Genomic DNA, 20,229 nt, shown 5'->3' with positions numbered 1-20,229 from the left:
CCGTCGTGGGTCAGTCGCGCAGGGTCGCCCCGAATCGCTCGCCGGCACGTCGGACTGCGCCGTCACGGGCCTCGGTGGCCTCGGCAGCGGTCAGCGTGCGGTCCGTGGCACGGAAGCGCAGGGCGAACGTCAGGGACTTCTGTCCCTCGTCCACGCCGGAGCCCCGGTAGTCATCCACGAGCCGAGCATACTCCAACAGGTCTCCGGCACCAGAGCGGACCGCATCCAACACGTCACCGGCCGGCACCTCGGCGTCGACGACCAGGGACAGGTCCTGCGTCGCTGCCGGGTACGACACGATCGGCGCGACCGCGACGAGGTCGGGGGCCGCGGCCACCATGGCGTCGAGGTCGAGCTCGACCACGGCCACCACGCGGGGCAGCACCGCAGCGGCGGACAGCTCCGGCAGGAGTTCGCCGGCGACGCCCACGACGGTGTCGCCCACGAGCAGCGACGCCGCGCGGCCCGGGTGCAGGGACGGGTGGGTGGTCTGCACGACGCGCAGTTCCACGCCGACGGCCCACGCGACCTGGCGAGCCGCGTCGATCGCGTCGGCGATGCCGTACGGCTCGGCCGCGACGCCCGCCTGCTTGCCGACGCGGTTGCCGGTGAGCAGGGCGGACACGTGGAACGGCTGTGCGGGCAGGGACGCGTCGAGCGCCTGGAGCGTCGCGCGGTCGGGCAGCGCGGCACCGGCCGGGACCTCGTCGGTGCCGAGCGTCACGCCCGTCACCGGCAGGAACACCCGCGAGGTCTCGTAGAGCGCGACGTCGAGCAGGCCGCGCGAGACGTTCCGGCGGGCGGCGTCGACGAGGGCCGGCACACCACTGCGGCGGAGCAGGTTCTGCTCGCTGTCGAGGGCGTTGGCGAGGACGACGCTCGGGCCGCCCTCCGGGTCGATCCCCGGGTAGGCGTCCTGCGTCGCGGCGGAGACGAACGGCGCCGTCACCGCTTCGACCAGACCCGCGGCGGCGAGGGCCGCGGAGACCCGACGGCGTGCCTGCTGGTGCGGGGTGAGTCCGCGTCCGGGCGGGGCCACGGGGAGCACGCTCGGGATGCGGTCGTACCCGACGATCCGCGCGACCTCTTCGACCAACGTGGTGTCGTCGGTCAGGTCCGGACGCCAGGTCGGCGGGGTGACGGCGAGCTGCGCACCGTCGACCTGCACCGTCGCGCCGATCGCACGGAGGGTGTCCACGACCTCGGCGTCGCTGTAGTCCACGCCGATGAGCTCGGCCGGACGCGAGGTCCGCATGGCGACCGTTGCACGGGGCTCGGTGTCGACGACCGAGGAACCGAGGGCGTCGGCCGTGCCGCCGGCCAGCTCGACGAGGAGGTCGACGGCACGGTTCGCAGCAGCCTCGGCCACGAGCGGGTCGACGCCGCGCTCGAACCGACGGGAGGCCTCGCTCGGCAGCTTGTGGCGTCGAGCGGTCCGCGCGATCGAGACCTGGTCGAAGCCGGCTGCCTCGATCAGGACGTCGGTCGTGCTCGCCGAGATCTCGGTCCGGGCACCGCCCATCACGCCGGCGAGCCCGACGGGGCCGTCGTCATCGGTGATGACGAGGTCCTCGGGGTCGAGCTTCCGCACGGCGCCGTCGAGGGTCTCGAGCGTCTCGCCGACAGCCGCACGACGGACACCCAGGCCGCCGCGGACGGTCGACAGGTCGTAGCCGTGCAGCGGCTGGCCGAGCTCGAACATGACGTAGTTCGTGATGTCGACCGGCAGCGAGATCGAACGGACGCCTGCCAGGGCGAGACGCGACACCATCCAAGCCGGTGTCTTCGCGGTGGGGTCGATGCCACGGACGACGCGGGTGACGAAGGTGCTCGCGCCGACGCGACCGCGGATCGGGGCCTGGTCGTCGATCGTGACCGAGAAGCCCTCGGCCGTGCGGGGTGCGACCCGGTCGACGGGGTCGTGGAAGCTCGCGCCGGTGGCGTGGGCGTACTCACGTGCGACACCGCGCATGCTCAGCACGTACCCGCGGTCCGGCGTGACGTTGATCTCGACCGCCGCGTCGTCGAGGCCGAGGAGCGCGATGGCGTTCTGGCCGACGTCGGGCTCCATGTCGAGGTCTGCGAAGCGGAGGATGCCCTCGTGCTCGTCGCCGAGACCGAGCTCGCGTGCCGAGGCGATCATGCCGTCGGAGACGTGGCCGTAGGTCTTGCGGGCCGCGATCGGGAACGGTCCGGGCAGCACGGCACCGGGCAGCGTCACGACGACGAGGTCGCCCACGTCGAAGTTGTGCGCACCGCAGACGATGCCGCGGGGCTCGGGCTCGCCGACGTCCACCTGGCACCAGTTGATCGTCTTGCCGTTCTTCTGCGGTTCCGGGACGCGCTCGAGCACCCGGCCGACCACGACGGGGCCGGTCAGGTCGAAGGTGTGGACGTCCTCTTCCTCGAAGCCGACCGACACGAGCGCCGCGTGGACGTGCTCGAGGGTGACGTCCTCGGGGAGGTCGACGGACTCGCCGAGCCAGCGGAGTGGGACGCGCATCAGACCACCGTTCCGAACTGCTGCGAGAAGCGGATGTCGCCCTCGAGGAAGTCACGCATGTCGTTCAGGCCGTTGCGGAACTGCAGCGTCCGCTCGATGCCCATGCCGAAGGCGAAGCCCTGGTACTCGTCCGGGTCGATGCCGGCGGCACGCAAGACGTTCGGGTTGACCATGCCGCAGCCGCCCCACTCGACCCACCGGGCGCCGCCCTTGGCGTTCGGCTGCCAGACGTCCATCTCGGCGCTGGGCTCGGTGAACGGGAAGTAGTTCGGGCGCAGGCGGATCTGTGCCTCGGCGCCGAAGACCTGGCGGGCGAAGTGCTCGAGCGTGCCGCGCAGGTGTGCCATCGTCAGGCCCTTGTCGATCGCGATGCCCTCGACCTGGGTGAAGACCGGCAGGTGCGTGGCGTCGAGCTCGTCGGCGCGGTACACACGGCCCGGGGCGATGACGTAGAGCGGGAGGTCGCGGGACAGCAGGGACCGCACCTGCACGGGCGACGTGTGGGTGCGCATGACCAGGTGCCGGTCGACCGGCTCGACGAAGATCGTGTCCGCCATGGCCCGGGCCGGGTGGTCCTGGTCGAAGTTCAGGGCGTCGAAGTTGAACCACTCGTGCTCGAGCTCGGGGCCCTCCGCCACTTCCCACCCCATGCCGACGAAGATGTCCGCGACGGCTTCGTTGAGCAGCGAGAGCGGGTGGCGCGAGCCGGTCGGGCGGTGGGTCGGCAACGCGGTGACGTCGACGCGCTCGGCCTCGAGCCGCGCGCGCTCTTCGGCCACGGCGAGGACCGACTCCTGCTCCGCGATCGCCGCGTTCAGCCGCCCGCGGGCCTGACCGACGAGCTTGCCCGCCGCGGCCTTCTGCTCCGGCGGGACGCTGCGCATCGACGCGTTCATCCGAGCCAGCGGCGACTGCTCACCGGTGTGCTCGGCCCTGGCCTGCTTCAGTTCGGCGACCGTCGTCGTGGCGCGGACGGCGGCGAGTGCTGCGTCCACGGCGTCGGCGACGGCCGATTCGCTGATCTCGAGAGGTTCTGACACGAGACCCAAGCCTACCGGCCGACGGGATACCACCCGCCTGCACCGGTCGGACTGTGGATGGCCGATGCCGACGACCGACCTGTGGAGGGAGGTCAGCTCCGGAGTGCGAACGCCGACTCGTACAGGCAGACCGAGGCCGCCGTCGCCAGGTTCATCGACTCCGCTTGGCCGTAGATCGGCACCTTCACCGCACGGTCGACGAGCGCGAGGTCCTCGGTGGTGAGCCCACGGGCCTCGTTGCCGAACACCCATGCGGTCGGACCGTCGAGCATGCCCTCGGACCGGACCACCGGCAGGTCGTCACCCGAGACGTCGGCCGCGAGCACGGTGTACCCGAGTGCCTTCGCCCGCGCGATCGTGTCGGCCAGGGTCACGCCGACCGACACCGGCACGTGGAACAGCGAGCCCGTGGTCGACCGGACGACCTTCGGGTTGTACGGGTCCACCGACCGCCCGGTGAGGACCACCGCGTCGGCGCCGGCGGAGTCGGCGGCGCGGATGATCGTGCCGGCGTTCCCCGGGTCCCGCACCTCTTCGAGGATGGCGACCAGCCCCGGCAACGCGGCCGGCTCGTCGGAGTCCCCACGGGCCTCCAGGTCGACGGCAGCAGCAGCGTCACCGACGCGACGGTCCGGGAAGACTTCCTTGACCGACGTCGGGAACTGCTGGCAGACGGCGACGACGCCCTGTGGCGTCACGGTGTCGGCCATCGCGTCGAGGACCTGCTCCGTCACGAACCAGGTGTCGACCGGCGCGTCGTCGAGGCCGTAGCGGGCTGCGGCAGTCGGCGTCACGTAGAGCTCGCGCAGGAGCTCCGGGGCGTACTCGAGTGCTTCACGCACCGCCTGCGGCCCCTCCAGCAGGAAGAGGCCCGTTTCGGCACGGACGTCCTTCTTCGACAGGGCCGCGACGGCCTTCACGCGTCCGGCACGGGGGTTCTCGAGGAGTTCGCTCACGACCCAAGTCTAGGAACGACGAAACCCCCGCCGTGCGGCGGGGGTTTCGCGAGCAGAAGAACTGACTACGCAGCCTTCGGGGCCGAGGTGTCGGCCGGGAGGGCCTTCTTCGCGGTCTCGACGAGCGCGGTGAAGGTCTCGGGGTTGTTCACCGCGAGGTCGGCGAGGATGCGACGGTCGACCTCGACACCGGCGAGACCCAGACCCTGGATCAGACGGTTGTAGGTCAGGCCGTTCGCACGGGACGCAGCGTTGATGCGCTGGATCCACAGGCGACGGAACTCACCCTTCTTCGCGTGACGGTCGCGGTACGCGTAGACCAGGGAGTGGGTGACCTGCTCCTTGGCCTTGCGGTACAGACGCGAACGCTGGCCGCGGTAACCCTCGGCGCGCTCGAGGATGACGCGGCGCTTCTTGGCGGCGTTGACCGCTCTCTTTACTCGTGCCATTGCACTATTCCTTTACGATCCGGGGGCTCAGTGGCCGAGGAGCTTCTTGACGTTCTTCGCGTCTGCCTTGGAGAGGACCTGGTCCTCGTTCAGGCGGGCCTTGCGCTTGGAGCTCTTGACCTCGAGGTTGTGACGCATACCGGCCTGCTGCTTCATGACCTTGCCGGTACCGGTGATCTTGAAGCGCTTCTTCGACCCGGAGTGGGTCTTCTGCTTGGGCATGGTGGTGCCTTTCCGTGGGATGGATGGGAGCCGCGTCGTTGCGGGGTCGGTCTGGGTGACCTACTCGGCGGGAGCGTCGCTCTTGGCCGGTGCCGTGTCCTGCGCGGGAGCCTCGGCCGGGGCCTCGGTCTCGGTCTCGGCGTCCGAGTGGTCCTTCGCAGCGTGCTCGGTGGCACGACGCTCGGCCTTCTGTGCAGCGCGCTTCGCGTTCTGCTCGCCCTTGACGTCGGACTTGTTCTTCAGGGGGGCGATGATCATCGTCATGTTGCGGCCGTCCTGGGTGGGACGGGACTCGACGACGCCGAACTCGGCGATCTCCTCCGCGAACTTGTGGAGGAGACGGACACCCTGCTCCGGACGCGACTGCTCGCGGCCACGGAAGAGGATCATCGCCTTCACCTTGTCGCCACCGAGGAGGAACCCCTCGGCGCGCTTGCGCTTCGTCTCGTAGTCGTGCACGTCGATCTTCAGGCGGAAACGGACCTCTTTCAGGTCCGTGTTCACCTGGTTGCGACGGGCTTCCTTGGCCTTCTGAGCGGCTTCGTACTTGAACTTGCCGTAGTCCATGATCTTGGCCACGGGCGGCTTCGAGTTCGGCGCGACCTCGACCAGATCCAGTTCGGCTTCCTGCGCGAGGCGCAGTGCCATGGCGATCGGGACAACGCCGACCTGCTCACCCTGCGGGCCGACGAGTCGGACTTCGGGAACGCGGATTCGGTCGTTGGTACGGGGATCGGTGATGCGGAGCTCCTTCAATCAGGTGGTGGTCGTCCGGGACGTTTGCCCTGGACGACAGCACGAGAGAGGAGATCTGACGCACGGATCGGAACCCGTTCGGCAGCCGCCCTGCGTCGGATCCGTGGACCCGACCGACGTGTGCACCCAGTTGCTGTGCACTCGTGGAGCGGTGGTGACCCGGTAGCCTGGTGGAACGCGGCCGCGGGTGGGAGAGACTCCTCTTTCGTGACACCGTCCGAGCGCTTCAGGAGAACCTGATGGCACACGGACAGCATCTGCCGCGAGCGAGTCTAGCAGAGGAGCACCGTGACCGACACCCCGATCGACGACGACGGCAGCGGCATCGACGCCGCCAGGGACATCTCGGAGGTGCCGGCCGTCGAACTCATCAACACCGTGGCCGTGCACCTGCTCAGCGCCGCCGCCGTGAAGGTCGGCCTGGCCGACGACCCCCAGGAGCAGACCGACCTGGACGAAGCGCGCAAGCTCATCACCGCACTGGCCGGACTGGTCACCGCTGCGGCGACCGAGATCGGCGACCACCACGCCCGTCCGCTGCGCGACGGGCTGCGCTCGGTGCAGCTCGCGTTCCGCGAGGCGTCGGCGATCCCGGACGCACCGGGCGCCGGACCGGGCGAGAAGTACACCGGCCCCGTCAACTGACGGCTGGCGGCTGACGCACGACGGGCACTGTCCGTCACGGCGTCCGACGGGAGGCCCGTGGCGGGATCGCCACGGGCCTCCCGTCCGCCTTCGGGTGCGCGGTCAGGACCCGCTGCGGCCGACCAGGCGCGTGACGGCCGCGAGCGGGATGCCGACCCAGTCGGGTCGGTTCCGGGTCTCGTAGACGACCTCGTAGACGGCCTTGTCGAGCTCGAACGCATCCAGGAGCTCCCGGTGTGCGCCGAGGTCGGTGCCGGTCCCCCGCTGGTACCCGTCGAGGAACCGCACGCGTGCCTCGTCCGCCCAGCCCGCTGCGTCGACCGGTTCCGCGTCGTGCGCCAGGGCTCCGGCGACGTAGTCGAACGACCGGAGCATGCCGGCCACGTCACGGAGCGTGACGTCCGGCAACGAGCGTTCGGCCAGGGGACGGAGCGGCTCCCCCTCGAAGTCGAGGAAGACCCACCCGCGCGGCTCGGGGGCAGCGAGCACCTGCCCGAGGTGCAGGTCGCCGTGGATGCGCTGCAGGTCCGGCCAGGGCGTCGCCGTCACTGCCGCGTACACCGCTCGGATCGCGTCTGCGTGCTCGGCGACCGCCGGGGCCTCGCGCGCGGCGGTGTCGAGCCGCTCGTGCATCGTCGCGACGGCGGTCCGTCGTCGCGCCTCGTCGGCGGGCTCGGACGGTAGTGCCTCGGCGAGGGTGCGGTGGACTTCGGCGAGCGCCGCCCCGAGCTGCTCGGCCCGATCGCCGAAGGGCGTGCCGGCGCGCGCTTCCTCGAGGGCCACGCGCCAGGCGTCCTCGAGGCCCGGCAGGAACTCCTGCGCGAACGCGAGGTGACCGGTCGCCGTGCCGCTGCCCTGCCCGACGTCGGGCCAGCTGCCCCGTAGTGCGCCGTAGACCTGGGGGACGCGAGCACTGCCGGCTGCGGACAACGCGAGCTGCGTCGTGACGTCGGGGTTGTCGCCGTGGTGCAGGACGCGGAACACCTTGATGATGACGCGGGCGCCGGACTCGGTGTCGCAGATGACCGAGGTGTTGGACTGCTCACCCGTCAGGACGCGGGCAGCCGTGACGGTGCCGATGGGGCGCAGGCTCTGCGGGTCCGCGTCGATGCGTGCGGCGAGCGCCGTGATCCACGCGTGGTCGGCGGTGGCGTCGGCGATGGTGCCGTCGGGGCCGCTGGTCACGGGTGACTGGTAGAGGACCGGAGCCGCTGGTGCTGCGGGGGCTTCGTCGAGGACGAGCCGGGTGCCGTCGGCGGTGGAGAGGGTGCGGAGGCGCGGCACGGACCCCTTCGACGCGTACCACCGGCGGTCGGCGATCCAGGACTCGAGGTCGTGGTCGCTCGCGGCGGTGTCGGTCGGGGCAGTATCGCTCGGGGCTGTATCGCTCGGGGGTGCGGTGGCGCTCGGGGGTGCGGTGTCGCGGGTGTCGGGTGCGGTGTCGCTGGGGTGGCGGGCTCCGTCGCTCATGCAGCGGACCGTACGCGCCGAGTGCTGGCGAGGTGCCGAGTCCGTCGCTCATCCCTGCACAGGGAGTGGTTCTGGGCCGCCCGTCCACAGAACGCGCCTGCGCTCGGACCGCACGGGCACCGTCGGACGACACTTGCGGACATGCCGAGCCAGCACCCCGCCCCCGACACCGCCCGCACCGATCCCCGCCGGAGCTGGCGGATCCCCGACGACCGCCGGTTGCCGGCACTCGAGCCCCTCGCATCCGCCGTCGAACGACACGAGCCCGTGTCGCTCCGCGAGACCGTGTGGGACTCCGACGAGCGCGTGCTCGCGGCCGAAGGGGTGACGCTCACCCGCGCCCAGGACGGTTCCTGGAGCCTCGACCACGGCGACGGCCCGGTGCCGGTGGGCGCGGACCTCGATCGACCGGACGGCGAGCAGCCCCCGCGTGACGGTGTGGAGGTGTTCCTGCGCGGGCGGGCGGTGGCGACGGTCCGCCTCCGGGACACCACGACGACGCTCGTGACCCTGCGCGGCAAGGACGGTCGGGTCCGGGCCGAGATCGCCGACGTCCGGGTGGACGAAGGCGACCCGGACACCTCCGTGCTGCGGTCCGCACGGTGGTGGGCGCTGTCGGACGACGGGCGGGACGGCACCACTGCACGGGCCGCGGAGCGAGCACTGGACGACGCGGCCACCGAGCCGCCGTCGACCTCGGCGGTCGTGGTCCCGCCGACTCCCGTGCTCGCCCCGGAGCGGCGCGGCAACCGGGCGAAGCGACCACGTTCGGGCACCGCTGCGGCGTTCGTACTGCGGGTCCTCGAGTCGCTGCGCGCCGACCTCGTCGCGGTCGACCCCCGAGTCCGCGCCGACGACCACGAGTCGGTGCACGACTTCCGGAAGGTGGTCCGTCGGCTGCGGAGCGTGCTCGCCGCGTACCGCGGGGCGCTCGACCGTGAGGCGACCGAGGCAGTGCGGGCTGCCCTTGCCGAAGCCGGACGGGTCGCCGGTGTCGCCCGCGATGCCGAGGTCCTGCACGGCGGGCTGTTCCGGTCGGCGGCACGGGCCCCCGACGGCTTCGTCGACGCCCCCACGCTGGACCGGATCGGCGAGCAGGCGGCGGCACTCCGCAGCGCGGCCGCAGCGGAACTCCGCCAGGCCCTGCGCTCGGACGACTGGTTCCGCACCCTCGACGCGCTCGACCAGCTGCTGCTCCGCGCCCCGGCCGGACCGCACGCCGACGACGCGGCCGCTGCCTTCGTCGCGCAGCGCATCGACCGCGAGCGCGCTCGGGTCCGACGACTGGTCGACGGTGGTGCGGCGGGTCTCGACGTCCTGCACGAGATCCGGAAGGCAGCACGGCGCCTGCGGTACGCGCTGCAGGCAGCCGGTGACGTCGCCGACCTCGGGAAGCGACGGCTCGGCCGACTGCGGCGGGTGCAGGAGACACTCGGTGACGCCCTCGACGCGGCCCACGCGGCGGAGGCCTACCGGCGGCTGTCCGGGCCCGCGGCCCGGGACGGCGCGGACACCTTCGGGTACGGGGCACTGGCGACGGCCGAGCACGCCGTGCTCGAGCGGGGGCTGCGACGTTCGCGGAAGGTGCTCGCCCGACTGTGAGCGCGGCTCGGCCTGCTGCTCTGCGAGAATCGCAGGCGTGCCCCACTACCTCGAGGACCTCGCCGCCGGACAGACCTTCACGACCCCGGGTCGCACGATCACCGAGGCGGACGTCGTGTCGTTCGCCTCGTGGACGAACGACAACAACCAGGTGCACACCGACGTCGAGTTCGCCGGCAGGACCCGGTACGGCCAGCGGGTCGTGCACGGGCTGCTCGGCACCTCGCTCTGCCTGGGGCTGATCGCACGGACCGGGGTGTTCGAGGGGTCGGCCGTGGCACTGCTCGGGATCGACCAGTGGCGGTTCACCGCGCCGGTGTTCATCGGGGACACCGTGACCTGCGAGGTCGAGATCCTGTCGACGCGCCTGACGAGCTCGGGAACGACCGGCATCGTCGAGCGGACGGTCTCACTGCGGAACCAGCGCGGCGACGTCGTGCAGCAGGGACGCATGGACGTGATGGTCCTGACGCGCGACGCCGCGATCGCCTGACGTCGCCCCGAGCGACCGCCGGGTTCTCCGGATGGCAATCGTTGCGACGCTCTTTACAACGATGTACCGGCGCGGGAGCATGGACCCATGAGCACGCTCGACGGCACCGTGGCCGCACCTGACACCGCATCCGCTCCCGCACTCCCCCTCGCCTCGCGGCAGGACGGCACCTACCCCCGGCCGCAGATGCTCCGCACCGCGTGGGCTGACCTCGACGGCACGTGGTCCTTCCGGAACGACGGCGACGACACCGCCTGGCGCACCGGGTTCCCCGACGCCCGCGACATCGTCGTGCCGTTCCCGCCCGAGTCCGTCGCCTCGGGCATCGACGAGCCCGGCTTCCACCCGGTGGTCTGGTACTCCCGTGCGATCACCCGCGCCGACCTCGAGGCCGCCGGTCACGGCACCGCCGCACCCCGACTCGTCCTGCACTTCGGCGCCGTCGACTACCGCGCTCGCGTCTGGATCGACGGCCAGTTCGTCGGCGAGCACGAGGGCGGCCACACGCCGTTCTCCTTCGACGTGACCGACGCCCTCGCCACCGACCCCGACGCCGTCCACACCCTGGTCGTCCGCGCCGAGGACGACCCGCACGACCTGACCCAGCCCCGCGGCAAGCAGGACTGGCACGAGGACCCGCACGCCATCTGGTACCGCCGCACCACGGGCATCTGGCAGACCGTGTGGCTCGAAGCCGTGCCGACCGCCTCGATCGAGTACCTGCGTTGGACGAACGTCGACCACGCCACCGTCCGCCTGACGGTCCGGATCGCTGGCGGCCGCACCGGCGGCGAGCGCCTGCGCGTCGTCGCCCGGTGGGACGAGCGCGACGAGCACCTCGCCACCGTCGAGGCCACGCTCGGCGACACCTCGGACGAGTTCGACGTGGTCGTGCCGATCGCGCGCCAGACGAACGGGCAGGCCGAGGACGAACTGCACTGGACGCCGGACGCCCCGCGCCTGGTCGACGCCACGGTCTCGCTCCTCCCCCGTACCGGCACGACGCCGATCGACTCCGTCGCGTCCTACTTCGGGCTCCGCACCGTCGGCGTCGACGGCGGCACCTTCCTGCTGAACGGCCACAGCTACGACGTCCGCAGTGTCCTGAACCAGGGCTACTGGCCGGACTCGCACATCGCCGCGCCGTCGCGCGGAGCACTGCGCCGCGAGGTCGAGCTCATCAAGGAGCTCGGCTTCAACGCGGCCCGCAACCACCAGAAGATCGAGGACCCCCGGTTCCTGTACTGGGCGGACCGACTCGGCATCCTGGTCTGGGGCGAGGCCCCCGGCGCCTACGCCTTCTCGCCGCGTGCCGTCCAGCGCCTGATGCGCGAGTGGATGGACGCCGTCGAGCGTGATGCCTCGCACCCGTCGATCGTCACGTGGGTGCCGGCGAACGAGAGCTGGGGCGTGCAGCACATCAGCACGGATCCGGCGCAGCAGGCCTACGCACGCTCCTTGGCCGACGTCACGCGGGCGATCGACCCGACGCGTCCGGTGATCTCGAACGACGGTTGGGAGCACACCAACTCCGACATCGTCACGATCCACGACTACGAGGGTGCCGGCGACGCACTCGCCCGCACCTACGCCGACGATGCAGCACGCACGGCGCTGTTCACCCACTTCGGCCCGTCGGACCGCTGGGTGCTCGTGGGTGGCGCGCAGGACCTCGGCCAGCCGGTGATGCTCACCGAGTTCGGTGGCGTGAACTACCAGCCGGGTGCACAGCGCGAGGACGGCTGGGGCTACACCTCGGCCACCGACGGCGACGACTGGGTCACCCGCATCACGGCACTGTACGACGCGATCCGGGCGAGCTCGTTCCTGGCCGGCTCCTGCTACACGCAGCTGACCGACACCATGCAGGAGACGAACGGCCTGCTCAACGCCGACCGCTCCCCGAAGGTCCCGATCGAGCAGATCCGTCGCGCGGTCACCGGTCGCTAGCCGGGAGGCCCGCACTTCGTGAGCAGCAATGGTCGGGTCCGGTAGACGGACCCGACCACCGCTGCTCACCATGAGGGCAGGTCAGCGCGCGGCCCGACGCACGGCCGCCCGCTGACGCGGGCACGGGCCCTGGTCTGCGAGGATCGGGCGGGTGACGAGCGTGGCGGAGACGAGCCGGGCCTCCCGGTCGGGGGTGCGCAGCCTGCTGACCGGACCCCGCAGCGCGTGGACCGCGCCCCTGCTCATCTGGGCCGCCTCGCGCCTGGTGAGCACGCTGCTGCTCGCCACGATGTACGTGCTGGCGACCGCGAACGGCTGGACGTTCGCGTCGTACCGGCAGGACCCGTCGTTCTTCACCTTCTCCGGATCGTGGGACGCCTCGTTCTACCGGACCATCGCGGAGCACGGGTACCCGGCCACGCTCCCCCTCGACGATGCGGGCCACGTCGCGCCGAACGCCTGGGCGTTCCTGCCGGTGTTCCCGGCCATCGTGCGTGCCGTCATGGCCCTGACGGGTGCGTCGTTCTGGGTCGCGGGAGTGCTCGTCGCGACTATCGCCGGCGCCGGGGCCTGCGTCCTGCTGTACCGGCTCGTGCTCGCGGTGGGCTGCTCGCACCGGGCCCGCTGGGCCACCGCACTGTTCGCGTTCGCGCCGACCGGGTTCCTGCTGCAGGTCGCCTACGCCGAGAGCCTGCTGCTCGTGCTGCTGTTCGGAGCGCTGCTGGCGCTGGTCCGACGGCGGTACTGGCTGATCGCGCCGCTCGGGGTGGTCGCGGCGTTCACGAAACCCGGGGTCCTCGCGTTGGCCGTGGCGCTGGCCGTGCACCTGGTCGTCCGGTGGGTCGGGTCCCGCCGGTCTGCTCGACCTGCCGAGGTGTTCCCGTGGCGTGACCGCATCGCGATCGTGGTCTCCGGCCTCGTCGTCGCGGCGGCGGGTCTGGCGTGGCCGGTGATCGCCTCGGCGGTGACCGGGCGGCCGAACGCCTACCTGGACACCGAACTGTCGTGGTGGGTGGGGTTCGTCGGGCGACAGCACTTCGCCCCGCTGATGCCGTGGTTCACGATGGCCTCGACGTGGCTCGGACCGCTCGGCATCGTGCTCGTCGTCGCGGTGCTCGTCGGCGCGGTGTGGTTCTTCTCTCGCAGGAGCACCCGGTCCCTCGGACCGGACGTGCTCGCGTTCACGGCGTCGTACGGGCTGTACCTGGTCGCGGTGTTCCTGCCGCAGCAGTCGTTGCCGCGGCTGCTCATGCCGATGGCGCCGTTGCTCGGGTCGGACGTGTTCGTGCGGACGCGGCGGCGAGCGGTGACGTGGCTCGTGGTCGGGGTGTGCCTGCAGCCCGTCGCGATCGTGCTGCTCTGGTTCCTCGGGTACCCCTGAGCGGCGGGCCGATGCTGCCGGCCTGTCGGCCTACGCCTCGAAGGTGTGGAACCAGGCCGTCCCGCCCGGGTGCTGCACCGTGATCATCTCGTCGAGGTCGCGGTACGGGCCGTCCTGGTTGTGGCTCGCCGACTTGATGCGAATGGTGCCGTCGGACTCGGTGAAGACCTCGGACACGATGGTGGTGTGGTCCGGCGATCCGTTCGCGTTCCAGTCGTAGAACACGATGTCGCCGACCTTGACCTTGTCGCGCTCGTCCGAGGAGCGTCGGGTGAGCCCGAACTCCGCAGCGTTCGTCTCGAGCCACGGGTCCATCGTCGGGCAGTACGTCCACGTGGCGCTGTGCTCCGCGCCGGCGGCCCGGTTGTACCAGTCGGAGCGCTGCTCCCAACCGCGAGCGATGAGCGTCTGGCTGACGTAGTTCGCGCAGTCGCCGCCGATCGGGTTCATGGTGCCGTACTCGGACAGGTTGTAGTCCTTCCAGTGCGCCATCGCGTACTGGAGCTGCCGGTCGACGTCGGTCAGCGCGGCGTAGGCCATCGACGACGTCGCCACCGCGGTGGACGCATCGGGCACCGGCGCTGCCGTGGGGGTCGGCGTCGCAGTGGCCGAGTCCTGCGTCGCGCCGGTCTGCCCGTCGTTCGCGGCGCTGCCGTTGCCGTCCGACGACTGGTTGGCGGACGGGGTCGGGTCGATCGACTCGGTGAAGAGCGCGACGGCGGCGTCACCGGCGGTGTACATCGCCTGGTGCGGAGCCGTGAAGGTGACCTTCGACGCGGTGGCCGTGACGTCGCGGGCAGCGACCCCGCCGACGGTGACGCCCTTGACCGCGGCGAGACCGGTGCCCGCGACGGTGACCGTGACGCCGCCGACGAGCGGGACCTGCGCCGGGGTCAGGGACTTCGCGGCGGGCTTCGGGGTGGTCGTGCTCGTGCCGCCCTCGGCGTTGTCGTCCTTGCCGCTGCTGCTGTTCTTCTTGCCGGCATCGTCGCTGCCGGACGAGCACGCGGCGACCGCGAGCCCGATCCCGGCGACACCGGCGAGGGACAGGAGTGCGCGGCGGTTCATCGAGGCAGTCATGACACAGCCAGCGTAAGCGACGCACCTGACGTTCCGACACGGCATGATCGTCTCCGGGGGGCGAGCGTCCTCCGCGTCCGCACGGACGCGTTCGAGAGGATCAGCAGACCATGCCCGAGAGCCACGACTTCTTCGTCGCCACCGACCCCGAGACCGCTCGCGGTCAGGTCCGACTCGCCCTCAGCCGCGAGGGCTACACGGTGGACGACGCCGAACAGGGCGCGCTCCGGGCCACCCGCGGCAGCATGGGCCTGACGCTCCTCATCGGCGGTCTCGCGAACGACCGCACCTTCCACACCCGGCTCGACGTGCAGATCATGGTCACCGCGGACGGCCGCACCGTCGCTCGACTGCTGCGCGGCTCCGGCAAGTCCGCGATCAAGGGCGGGGCGATCGGGATCTCGCGTGGCAACCGCGCGTTCGAGCAGGCCGCGAACGCGATCCACACGTCCTTCGTGCAGGCGGGTGTCCTGACGGACAGCTTCGCGAGCTGACGCGGTGGCCGCGGGCGCTGGCACGCGTTTTCCGACAGAACACCCGACGAACGACTCGTGGATCGTCGCGAACCGCGTGCGGCCTCGTCAGGAGCAGGACCAGTTGCGGTCGATCTCCGTCGAGCCGAACGGCGTCTTGTACTGCGTCATCGCGATCGGGCCACCGAGCAGCCGCGCACCGGAGCATGCTGCCTGCGCCTGGTCGAGACGGCCGTCACCGATCGCGATCCAGCTCGGCAGGGTGTTCTTGCGCAGCGTGCTCGTCGCGGGGACCGTGCCGACGATGGTCCGGAACTGGTACGCCGTGGAGTAGACACCGACCTGGGTGACGCCGGCGTCCTGCAGCCCGGCGAGCATCCCTTCGAGCGCCGCGAGGTTCTGCGTCGTGTCGCTCAGGTGGGACAGGCCCGTCTCGACGTCGAGCCACCAGCGGTACTGCCCAGGGTTCGTGATCCCCCGGCTGGCCGCGTCGTCGTAGGCGCGGGCGTACCCGTACATGAACGAGCACGCGCGGGTGGTCGCCGGCTTGCCGTTCACCGCCGCGCAGGTGCCGTAGGTGTTGCGGGTCACGGTGTGCCCGGCCGGGTACACGTTCGACGTCGGCCACACCGACGCTGCGCCTGCCCCGGGGTTGGCGAACAGCGCGTACACCTGCGTCTTCGGCTGCGCGGTGCCACCCGCCGACGCCGCCGCCCAGGACAGCTGCTGCTGCAGGCACGGGTTCGTGGTGTTGCCGAGGCTCGAGTTCACCCCGACGATGCCGAAGGACTGGTCGGTCGGCACGCTCTTGCCGCACTGCGGGTACGAGACGTCCACACCCGTCCCCGACCCGCTGTTGCCGTTGAGGAAGTACCCCACGACGTCGACGTACACGGTGGCCCTGCCCGCGGACACCTTCGCTTGCACCTGCCCTCCGGACGCCAGCGGCGCGATGAGCGCGTTGCCGATCGTCTGCCCCTTGGCGTAGACCTGCGTGGGCACGCTCGAGGCGAGCCCGGCGCCGACGACGCGGAGCGATCCCCCGACGCTGCCGCCGCCGACCTTGGCGTTGATGACGGCCGCGGTCGCGTTGCGCGGGACGCCTGCGGTCCCGGCGACGGTGACCTTCGTCGCGGTGGTGCCCGCGGCGACGGTCGCGGCGCGGACCGGGTGCGCTGACACGAACACGGATCCGTTGGCGTTCGGTGCGTAGTACCCGACGACGTCGGCGAGCACGCGAGCGGAGCCGGTGGAGACCTTGGCCTGCACGGCGCCGCCGGACAGGCGGACGGTGGTGGTGTTCGCGACGGTGGTGCCCTTGGAGTACATGAGCGAGACGACGCCGGCGTTGTTGCCGTACGGGGTGAGGCGCAGCCGGCCGCTCGTCGCGGGACGGGACACGTCGGCCTGCAGCACGACGGCGGTGGCGTTCGACGGCACGCCCGCCTTGCCCGCGACGACGATGCGCTTGGCGCCGGTGGTGACGGTGCCGTTCAGCACGTTCGTCGGCGCGAGCGGCGTGTAGGTCGACCCGGTGGCGCTGGTGCCGTACCAACCGGCGACGTCGAGGGCGACGGTCGCCTTGCCGGCCGAGACCTTCACCTGGGCCTTGCCGCTGGTGAGTCCGACCGTGGTGGTGCCGGAGATCGGTTGCGCCCTGGCGAAGTTCTGGATGGCGGGGCTCGCGGTGCTGCCGAACGGGGCGACGCTCACGTACGCGGCCGCACTCGGCGAGGTCACGGTCGCGGTCAGCACGACCGCGGTCGCGTTCGACGGGATGCCGTTCCGGCCGCCGAGCGTGACGGTCGTCAGCTTGCTCGTCGCGGTACCGGACCAGGCTCGCGCCGGCGCCACGGGCGTGAACCGCCCGGTGGTCGGCGCTGCGGCCGAGGCCGGCGCCACCGGAGCGACCACGAGCAGCCCAGCAGTGACGGCGAGCACCGTCCCGATCGATGCGATGGCAGTCCTGAAGCGCACGTGTTCCCCCGTTCCCCGCGCCCCGTCGGCGCACCGGGAGTCTAGGACGATGCGCTCAGCAACACACCACCCCTGTCCGCGAACTGTGCATGACGACACAGTGACGCGAGCCTGTGGAACACACCGAACGCAGAACGGCCCGGAACCTGTCGGTTCCGGGCCGTTTCGGCATTGCCTTGGTGGAGCTAAGGGGATTCGAACCCCTGACCTTCTCATTGCGAACGAGACGCGCTACCAACTGCGCCATAGCCCCAAGTGCTCGACCACGCTAGCACCACCGTTCGGCCGATCCGAAATCGTGGACAGCCGGTCGGGCGAGCCGCGACTCAGACCGCGCGGCGCCGACGCATGATCGCGTCGAGGTCGGCCTGCTGGTACGCGTCGTCGTCCAGGACACCCATGCCGGCCCACTTGCTCGGCGGACCCGTCGGCGCGGTCGGCTCGTCCGGCGTCTCGGCGACGAGCTCCGGTACTGCGGGAGCACGCAGCCCCAGCCGCTCCGCGAGACGCCCCTGGTCGTGGGCGGACAGCGACGCGGCAGCGTCCTCGAGCTCGGGCCGCATGCGTGACACCCGGGCGAGCGACGGGTCGGCCTCGCCCGCTCGGATGGCAGCGGCTTCGGCGTCCGCCTCTGCCTTGGCCTCGGCGACGCGCTCCTTGAGTCGCGCAGCGAGCTCGGCGGACGACTCCGGTGAGGCAGCGGGCGCTGTCGGTCGCTCCACGTACAGCGGCTTCGGCACCCGGTTCGGGGTCCAGCTGCGGTCCTGCGCGGGTTCTGCGGACTGCTCGGTCGTCAGCGGCGGTGCCGGGTCCGTCCACGTGCTCGCAGGCCGGGAGGCACGGGTCGCGCCCGCCTCGGCCGCCGCGACACGGGTCTTCCGCGCCGTCGCCACCTGGTGCAGCTGGGCGAGGACCGCTGCGGACCCACCCGCGGCGAGGAGCCCCGCGACACCGACGAGCCACAGGGCGGGCGCTGCGACGAAGACGACGAGCGCGACGACGACGCCGAGCGTGCCGAACAGGGTGGCTCCGAGCCGGGAGCGTCGCATGCGCATCGCGGTCAGTGCAGGCACCGACGACGCACGCTCGAGGACGGGACCCTGCTCGGCGAGCCGACGGGTGATCTCGCGCTGGCGTGCGGCCTCGTGGGCGCGGACGATGGCGGTGCGCTTGGCCTCTTCGGACCGGGCGACGCGCTGCGCCTCGGCCAGGGACTTCGCGTTCATCTCGACACGGACCTCGTCGGGCAGTTCAGCGGTCTGCGCCAGGATCCGCAGGGTCTGCTGCAGCCGGATCGCGTTGCGTTCGGTGGCCAGGTACTGGCGTCGGGCGGCCCACGACGGCATCAGGTAGACGAGCCAGAGGACGGCCGCGACGAGCAGGACGATGCCGCCACCCCACGAGCCGATTCCTGCCATGGGGACACGGTAGGGGCGGGGGTATCCCCGTCGCGTGATTGCGGAACGCGTGTTGCGCGTGTCGCGGCGGAATCTACAGCCGCGGCGTGGTGGTGATCGGCAGCGCCGCTTCGTCGCGGGCCGCGAGCGGCACGGCACCGAGGCCGGGTGGCACCTGCCCGCGGACCCAGCGCTCGAGGACGCCCTCGCGGACCTCTTCGGCGACGAGCGCGAAGCAGAAGTGGTCGCGCCAGTCGCCGTTGATGTGGATGTACCGGCGGCGCAGCCCTTCGTACCGGAAGCCCAGCTTCTCGACGACGCGCAGCGACGGGGCGTTCTCGGGCCGGATGCAGATCTCGATGCGGTGCACGCCGACCGCGCGGAAGCAGTGGTCGACGGCCAGGGCGACCGAGATCGGGGTCACGTTGTGTCCGGCGGCGTCCTCGACGACCCAGTAGCCGATCGAGGCGCTGGCCAGCGACCCGTAGGTGATGCCGGAGACGTTCAGCTGCCCGACGAACCGGCCGTCGAGTTCCATCGCGAACGGCAGTCCGAGTCCCGCGCGGGCGTTGGCCTGGAGCGCGCGGATGCTGCCGCGGACGTCGGTGGAGACGTGTCCTGAGGGGTTCGTGGCCTCCCAGGTGCGGAGCCACGAACGGTTCGACGCCAGCGCGAGGTCGAGGTCGCGCGTGTCACGGAGCCGGAGGGGCCGGATGGTGACCCGCCCGTGGGACAGGGTCGGGATCGTCGTCATCGCTTGGTTCCTCCGGGATCCCGCCGCTGTGCGGGACGGGGTGTCCCGCCCGGGTCCGTGTGCACGGTCCCGGGCGGGATGGCCGACTCATTCGCCCGCGTTGAACTCCTTCAGCCACGACTTGAGGTCGGGGCCGAGGTCTTCGCGGTCCGAGGCGAGCTGCACGATCGCCTTGATGTAGTCGAGTTTGTCACCGGTGTCGTACCGGCGTCCACGGAACACGACGCCGTACACGCCGCCGGTCCACTCCTCGGCGCTCGCCATCTTCATGAGCGCGTCGGTGAGTTGGATCTCGCCGCCCTTGCCCGGCTCCTGCTTCTCGAGGACGTCGAAGACCTCGGGGCGGATGACGTAGCGGCCGATGATGGCCAGGTTCGAGGGCGCCTCGCCCTGCGGGGGCTTCTCGACGAGCCCGGTGATCTTCACGACGTCGTCGGTGTCGGTCGGCTCGACCGTGGCGATGCCGTACAGGTGGGTCTGCGACTCGGGGACCTCGAGCAGCGCCACGATCGTGGCGTTCTTCTCGCCCTGGACCTCGATCATGCGCTTGAGCAGCGGGTCGCGGGCGTCGATGATGTCGTCGCCGAGGAGCACGGCGAACGGCTCGCGGCCGACGTGCATCTTCGCGCGGAGCACCGCGTGGCCGAGGCCGAGCGGGTCGCCCTGACGCACGTAGTGCATGTCGGCGAGGTCCGTCGACTGGTTGACCTTCTGCAGCTTCTCGTGGTCACCCTTCTTCTTCAGGGTCTCCTCGAGCTCCGACACGTGGTCGAAGTGGTTCTCGAGTGCGTTCTTGTTGCGGCCCGTGATCATCAGGACGTCGGTGAGTCCTGCGTCGACAGCCTCTTCCACCACGTACTGGATGGCTGGCTTGTCGACGACGGGGAGCATCTCCTTCGGCATCGCCTTGGTCGCGGGGAGGAAGCGAGTGCCCAGCCCTGCCGCTGGGATCACCGCCTTGGAAATCTGGAAGCCCATGCCCCAGACCGTATCCGATCCGGGTTTCCGGGGCATGTCATCGCTACTGGGGACACGGCATCAGCGCGTTTCCCGGCGGGAAGCCGCAACGGATGCGCTCGGT

General features: G+C 71.3%; 18 protein-coding genes and 1 tRNA gene. 6 read left to right on the top strand and 13 right to left on the bottom strand.

Annotation, left to right across the window (positions count from 1 at the left end; all coding sequences use genetic code 11):
• Positions 1-10: 10 nt before the first annotated feature.
• From pheT to infC, 6 genes are all read right to left on the bottom strand, one after another.
• Complete coding sequence (pheT, locus tag EDF31_RS10790; RefSeq protein WP_131846110.1) at positions 11-2,503, bottom strand: phenylalanine--tRNA ligase subunit beta; 2,493 nt, start codon at positions 2,501-2,503, stop codon at positions 11-13.
• On the bottom strand, positions 2,503-3,543 hold the full coding sequence (pheS, locus tag EDF31_RS10785) for a phenylalanine--tRNA ligase subunit alpha (RefSeq protein WP_111086283.1): 1,041 nt from the start codon (positions 3,541-3,543) through the stop codon (positions 2,503-2,505). Before pheS ends, pheT begins: the two co-directional genes overlap by 1 nt.
• Before the next feature lie 92 nt (positions 3,544-3,635).
• Positions 3,636-4,499 (bottom strand): RNA methyltransferase, encoded by an 864-nt coding sequence (locus EDF31_RS10780; protein WP_131846109.1) that lies wholly within the window; start codon positions 4,497-4,499, stop codon positions 3,636-3,638.
• 65 nt (positions 4,500-4,564) lie between these two features.
• Positions 4,565-4,948, bottom strand: coding sequence for a 50S ribosomal protein L20 (gene rplT, locus EDF31_RS10775; protein WP_111086285.1), 384 nt, complete (start codon positions 4,946-4,948; stop codon positions 4,565-4,567).
• Between the two features lie 27 nt (positions 4,949-4,975).
• A complete protein-coding gene (gene rpmI / locus EDF31_RS10770) occupies positions 4,976-5,170 on the bottom strand; it encodes a 50S ribosomal protein L35 (RefSeq protein WP_111086286.1) in 195 nt (64 codons plus the stop codon).
• Between the two features lie 60 nt (positions 5,171-5,230).
• Complete coding sequence (infC, locus tag EDF31_RS10765) at positions 5,231-5,926, bottom strand: translation initiation factor IF-3 (protein WP_123293372.1); 696 nt, start codon at positions 5,924-5,926, stop codon at positions 5,231-5,233.
• Positions 5,927-6,214: 288 nt separating this feature from the next.
• On the opposite strand from infC, the gene EDF31_RS10760 reads away from it, so the two are divergent.
• On the top strand, positions 6,215-6,571 hold the full coding sequence (locus tag EDF31_RS10760; protein WP_173170823.1) for a DUF1844 domain-containing protein: 357 nt from the start codon (positions 6,215-6,217) through the stop codon (positions 6,569-6,571).
• 102 nt (positions 6,572-6,673) lie between these two features.
• On the opposite strand, the gene EDF31_RS10755 is transcribed toward EDF31_RS10760, so the two are convergent.
• On the bottom strand, positions 6,674-8,041 hold the full coding sequence (locus EDF31_RS10755) for a phosphotransferase (protein WP_131846108.1): 1,368 nt from the start codon (positions 8,039-8,041) through the stop codon (positions 6,674-6,676).
• A gap of 141 nt (positions 8,042-8,182) precedes the next feature.
• Here EDF31_RS10755 and EDF31_RS10750 point away from each other — a divergent pair, with 141 nt between their 5' ends.
• The 4 genes from EDF31_RS10750 (at position 8,183) to EDF31_RS10735 (ending at position 13,467) form a co-directional block, all read left to right on the top strand.
• Positions 8,183-9,643: a CHAD domain-containing protein gene (locus EDF31_RS10750; protein ID WP_131846107.1), complete on the top strand. Its 1,461-nt coding sequence runs from the start codon at positions 8,183-8,185 to the stop codon at positions 9,641-9,643.
• 37 nt (positions 9,644-9,680) lie between these two features.
• Positions 9,681-10,136 carry a MaoC/PaaZ C-terminal domain-containing protein gene (locus EDF31_RS10745; RefSeq protein ID WP_131846106.1) on the top strand — a complete coding sequence of 152 codons (456 nt, stop codon included), beginning with the start codon at positions 9,681-9,683 and terminating at the stop codon, positions 10,134-10,136.
• A gap of 87 nt (positions 10,137-10,223) precedes the next feature.
• Entirely contained in the window at positions 10,224-12,086 is a 1,863-nt protein-coding gene (locus EDF31_RS10740) for a glycoside hydrolase family 2 TIM barrel-domain containing protein (protein WP_131846105.1), read from the top strand.
• 151 nt (positions 12,087-12,237) lie between these two features.
• Complete coding sequence (locus EDF31_RS10735; RefSeq protein WP_207896168.1) at positions 12,238-13,467, top strand: hypothetical protein; 1,230 nt, start codon at positions 12,238-12,240, stop codon at positions 13,465-13,467.
• 30 nt (positions 13,468-13,497) lie between these two features.
• Here the strand turns inward: EDF31_RS10735 and EDF31_RS19965 are convergent, their stop codons facing one another.
• Positions 13,498-14,547 (bottom strand): amidase domain-containing protein, encoded by a 1,050-nt coding sequence (locus EDF31_RS19965; protein ID WP_243649974.1) that lies wholly within the window; start codon positions 14,545-14,547, stop codon positions 13,498-13,500.
• Positions 14,548-14,657: 110 nt separating this feature from the next.
• Between EDF31_RS19965 and EDF31_RS10725 the strand changes: the two genes are divergently transcribed.
• Entirely contained in the window at positions 14,658-15,041 is a 384-nt protein-coding gene (locus tag EDF31_RS10725; protein ID WP_131846103.1) for a hypothetical protein, read from the top strand.
• Positions 15,042-15,128: 87 nt separating this feature from the next.
• Here EDF31_RS10725 and EDF31_RS10720 read toward each other — a convergent pair whose 3' ends face one another.
• The 5 genes from EDF31_RS10720 to galU form a co-directional block, all read right to left on the bottom strand.
• The gene (locus EDF31_RS10720) at positions 15,129-16,997 is read right to left on the bottom strand and encodes a hypothetical protein (RefSeq protein ID WP_131846102.1); all 1,869 of its coding nucleotides are present in this window, start codon (positions 16,995-16,997) and stop codon (positions 15,129-15,131) included.
• 177 nt (positions 16,998-17,174) lie between these two features.
• Positions 17,175-17,250: transfer RNA gene (locus EDF31_RS10715), tRNA-Ala, on the bottom strand.
• Between the two features lie 73 nt (positions 17,251-17,323).
• Entirely contained in the window at positions 17,324-18,415 is a 1,092-nt protein-coding gene (locus EDF31_RS10710; protein ID WP_131846101.1) for a hypothetical protein, read from the bottom strand.
• Positions 18,416-18,488: 73 nt separating this feature from the next.
• Positions 18,489-19,148, bottom strand: a complete 660-nt coding sequence (locus EDF31_RS10705) for a GNAT family protein (RefSeq protein ID WP_111086296.1) — start codon at positions 19,146-19,148, stop codon at positions 18,489-18,491.
• A gap of 87 nt (positions 19,149-19,235) precedes the next feature.
• Positions 19,236-20,126, bottom strand: coding sequence for a UTP--glucose-1-phosphate uridylyltransferase GalU (gene galU, locus EDF31_RS10700; protein ID WP_111086297.1), 891 nt, complete (start codon positions 20,124-20,126; stop codon positions 19,236-19,238).
• Positions 20,127-20,229 lie beyond the last annotated feature (103 nt).

Origin of the sequence: Curtobacterium sp. PhB142 (assembly GCF_004341255.1) — a bacterium.
Classification (GTDB): domain Bacteria; phylum Actinomycetota; class Actinomycetes; order Actinomycetales; family Microbacteriaceae; genus Curtobacterium.
Note: the sequence above shows the minus strand (reverse complement) of the source record. Positions and strands in the feature narration are given on the sequence as shown.

What these genes read in the sequence shown, in the direction of transcription:
- pheT (WP_131846110.1), bottom strand. Translation starts at nt 2,503, where the DNA reads ATGCGCGTCCCACTCCGCTGGCTCGGCGAGTCCGTCGACCTCCCCGAG.
- rplT (WP_111086285.1), bottom strand. Translation starts at nt 4,948, where the DNA reads ATGGCACGAGTAAAGAGAGCGGTCAACGCCGCCAAGAAGCGCCGCGTC.
- rpmI (WP_111086286.1), bottom strand. Translation starts at nt 5,170, where the DNA reads ATGCCCAAGCAGAAGACCCACTCCGGGTCGAAGAAGCGCTTCAAGATC.
- EDF31_RS10755 (WP_131846108.1), bottom strand. Translation starts at nt 8,041, where the DNA reads ATGAGCGACGGAGCCCGCCACCCCAGCGACACCGCACCCGACACCCGC.
- EDF31_RS10750 (WP_131846107.1), top strand. Translation starts at nt 8,183, where the DNA reads ATGCCGAGCCAGCACCCCGCCCCCGACACCGCCCGCACCGATCCCCGC.
- EDF31_RS10740 (WP_131846105.1), top strand. Translation starts at nt 10,224, where the DNA reads ATGAGCACGCTCGACGGCACCGTGGCCGCACCTGACACCGCATCCGCT.
- EDF31_RS19965 (WP_243649974.1), bottom strand. Translation starts at nt 14,547, where the DNA reads ATGACTGCCTCGATGAACCGCCGCGCACTCCTGTCCCTCGCCGGTGTC.
- EDF31_RS10725 (WP_131846103.1), top strand. Translation starts at nt 14,658, where the DNA reads ATGCCCGAGAGCCACGACTTCTTCGTCGCCACCGACCCCGAGACCGCT.
- EDF31_RS10710 (WP_131846101.1), bottom strand. Translation starts at nt 18,415, where the DNA reads ATGGCAGGAATCGGCTCGTGGGGTGGCGGCATCGTCCTGCTCGTCGCG.
- EDF31_RS10705 (WP_111086296.1), bottom strand. Translation starts at nt 19,148, where the DNA reads ATGACGACGATCCCGACCCTGTCCCACGGGCGGGTCACCATCCGGCCC.
- galU (WP_111086297.1), bottom strand. Translation starts at nt 20,126, where the DNA reads ATGGGCTTCCAGATTTCCAAGGCGGTGATCCCAGCGGCAGGGCTGGGC.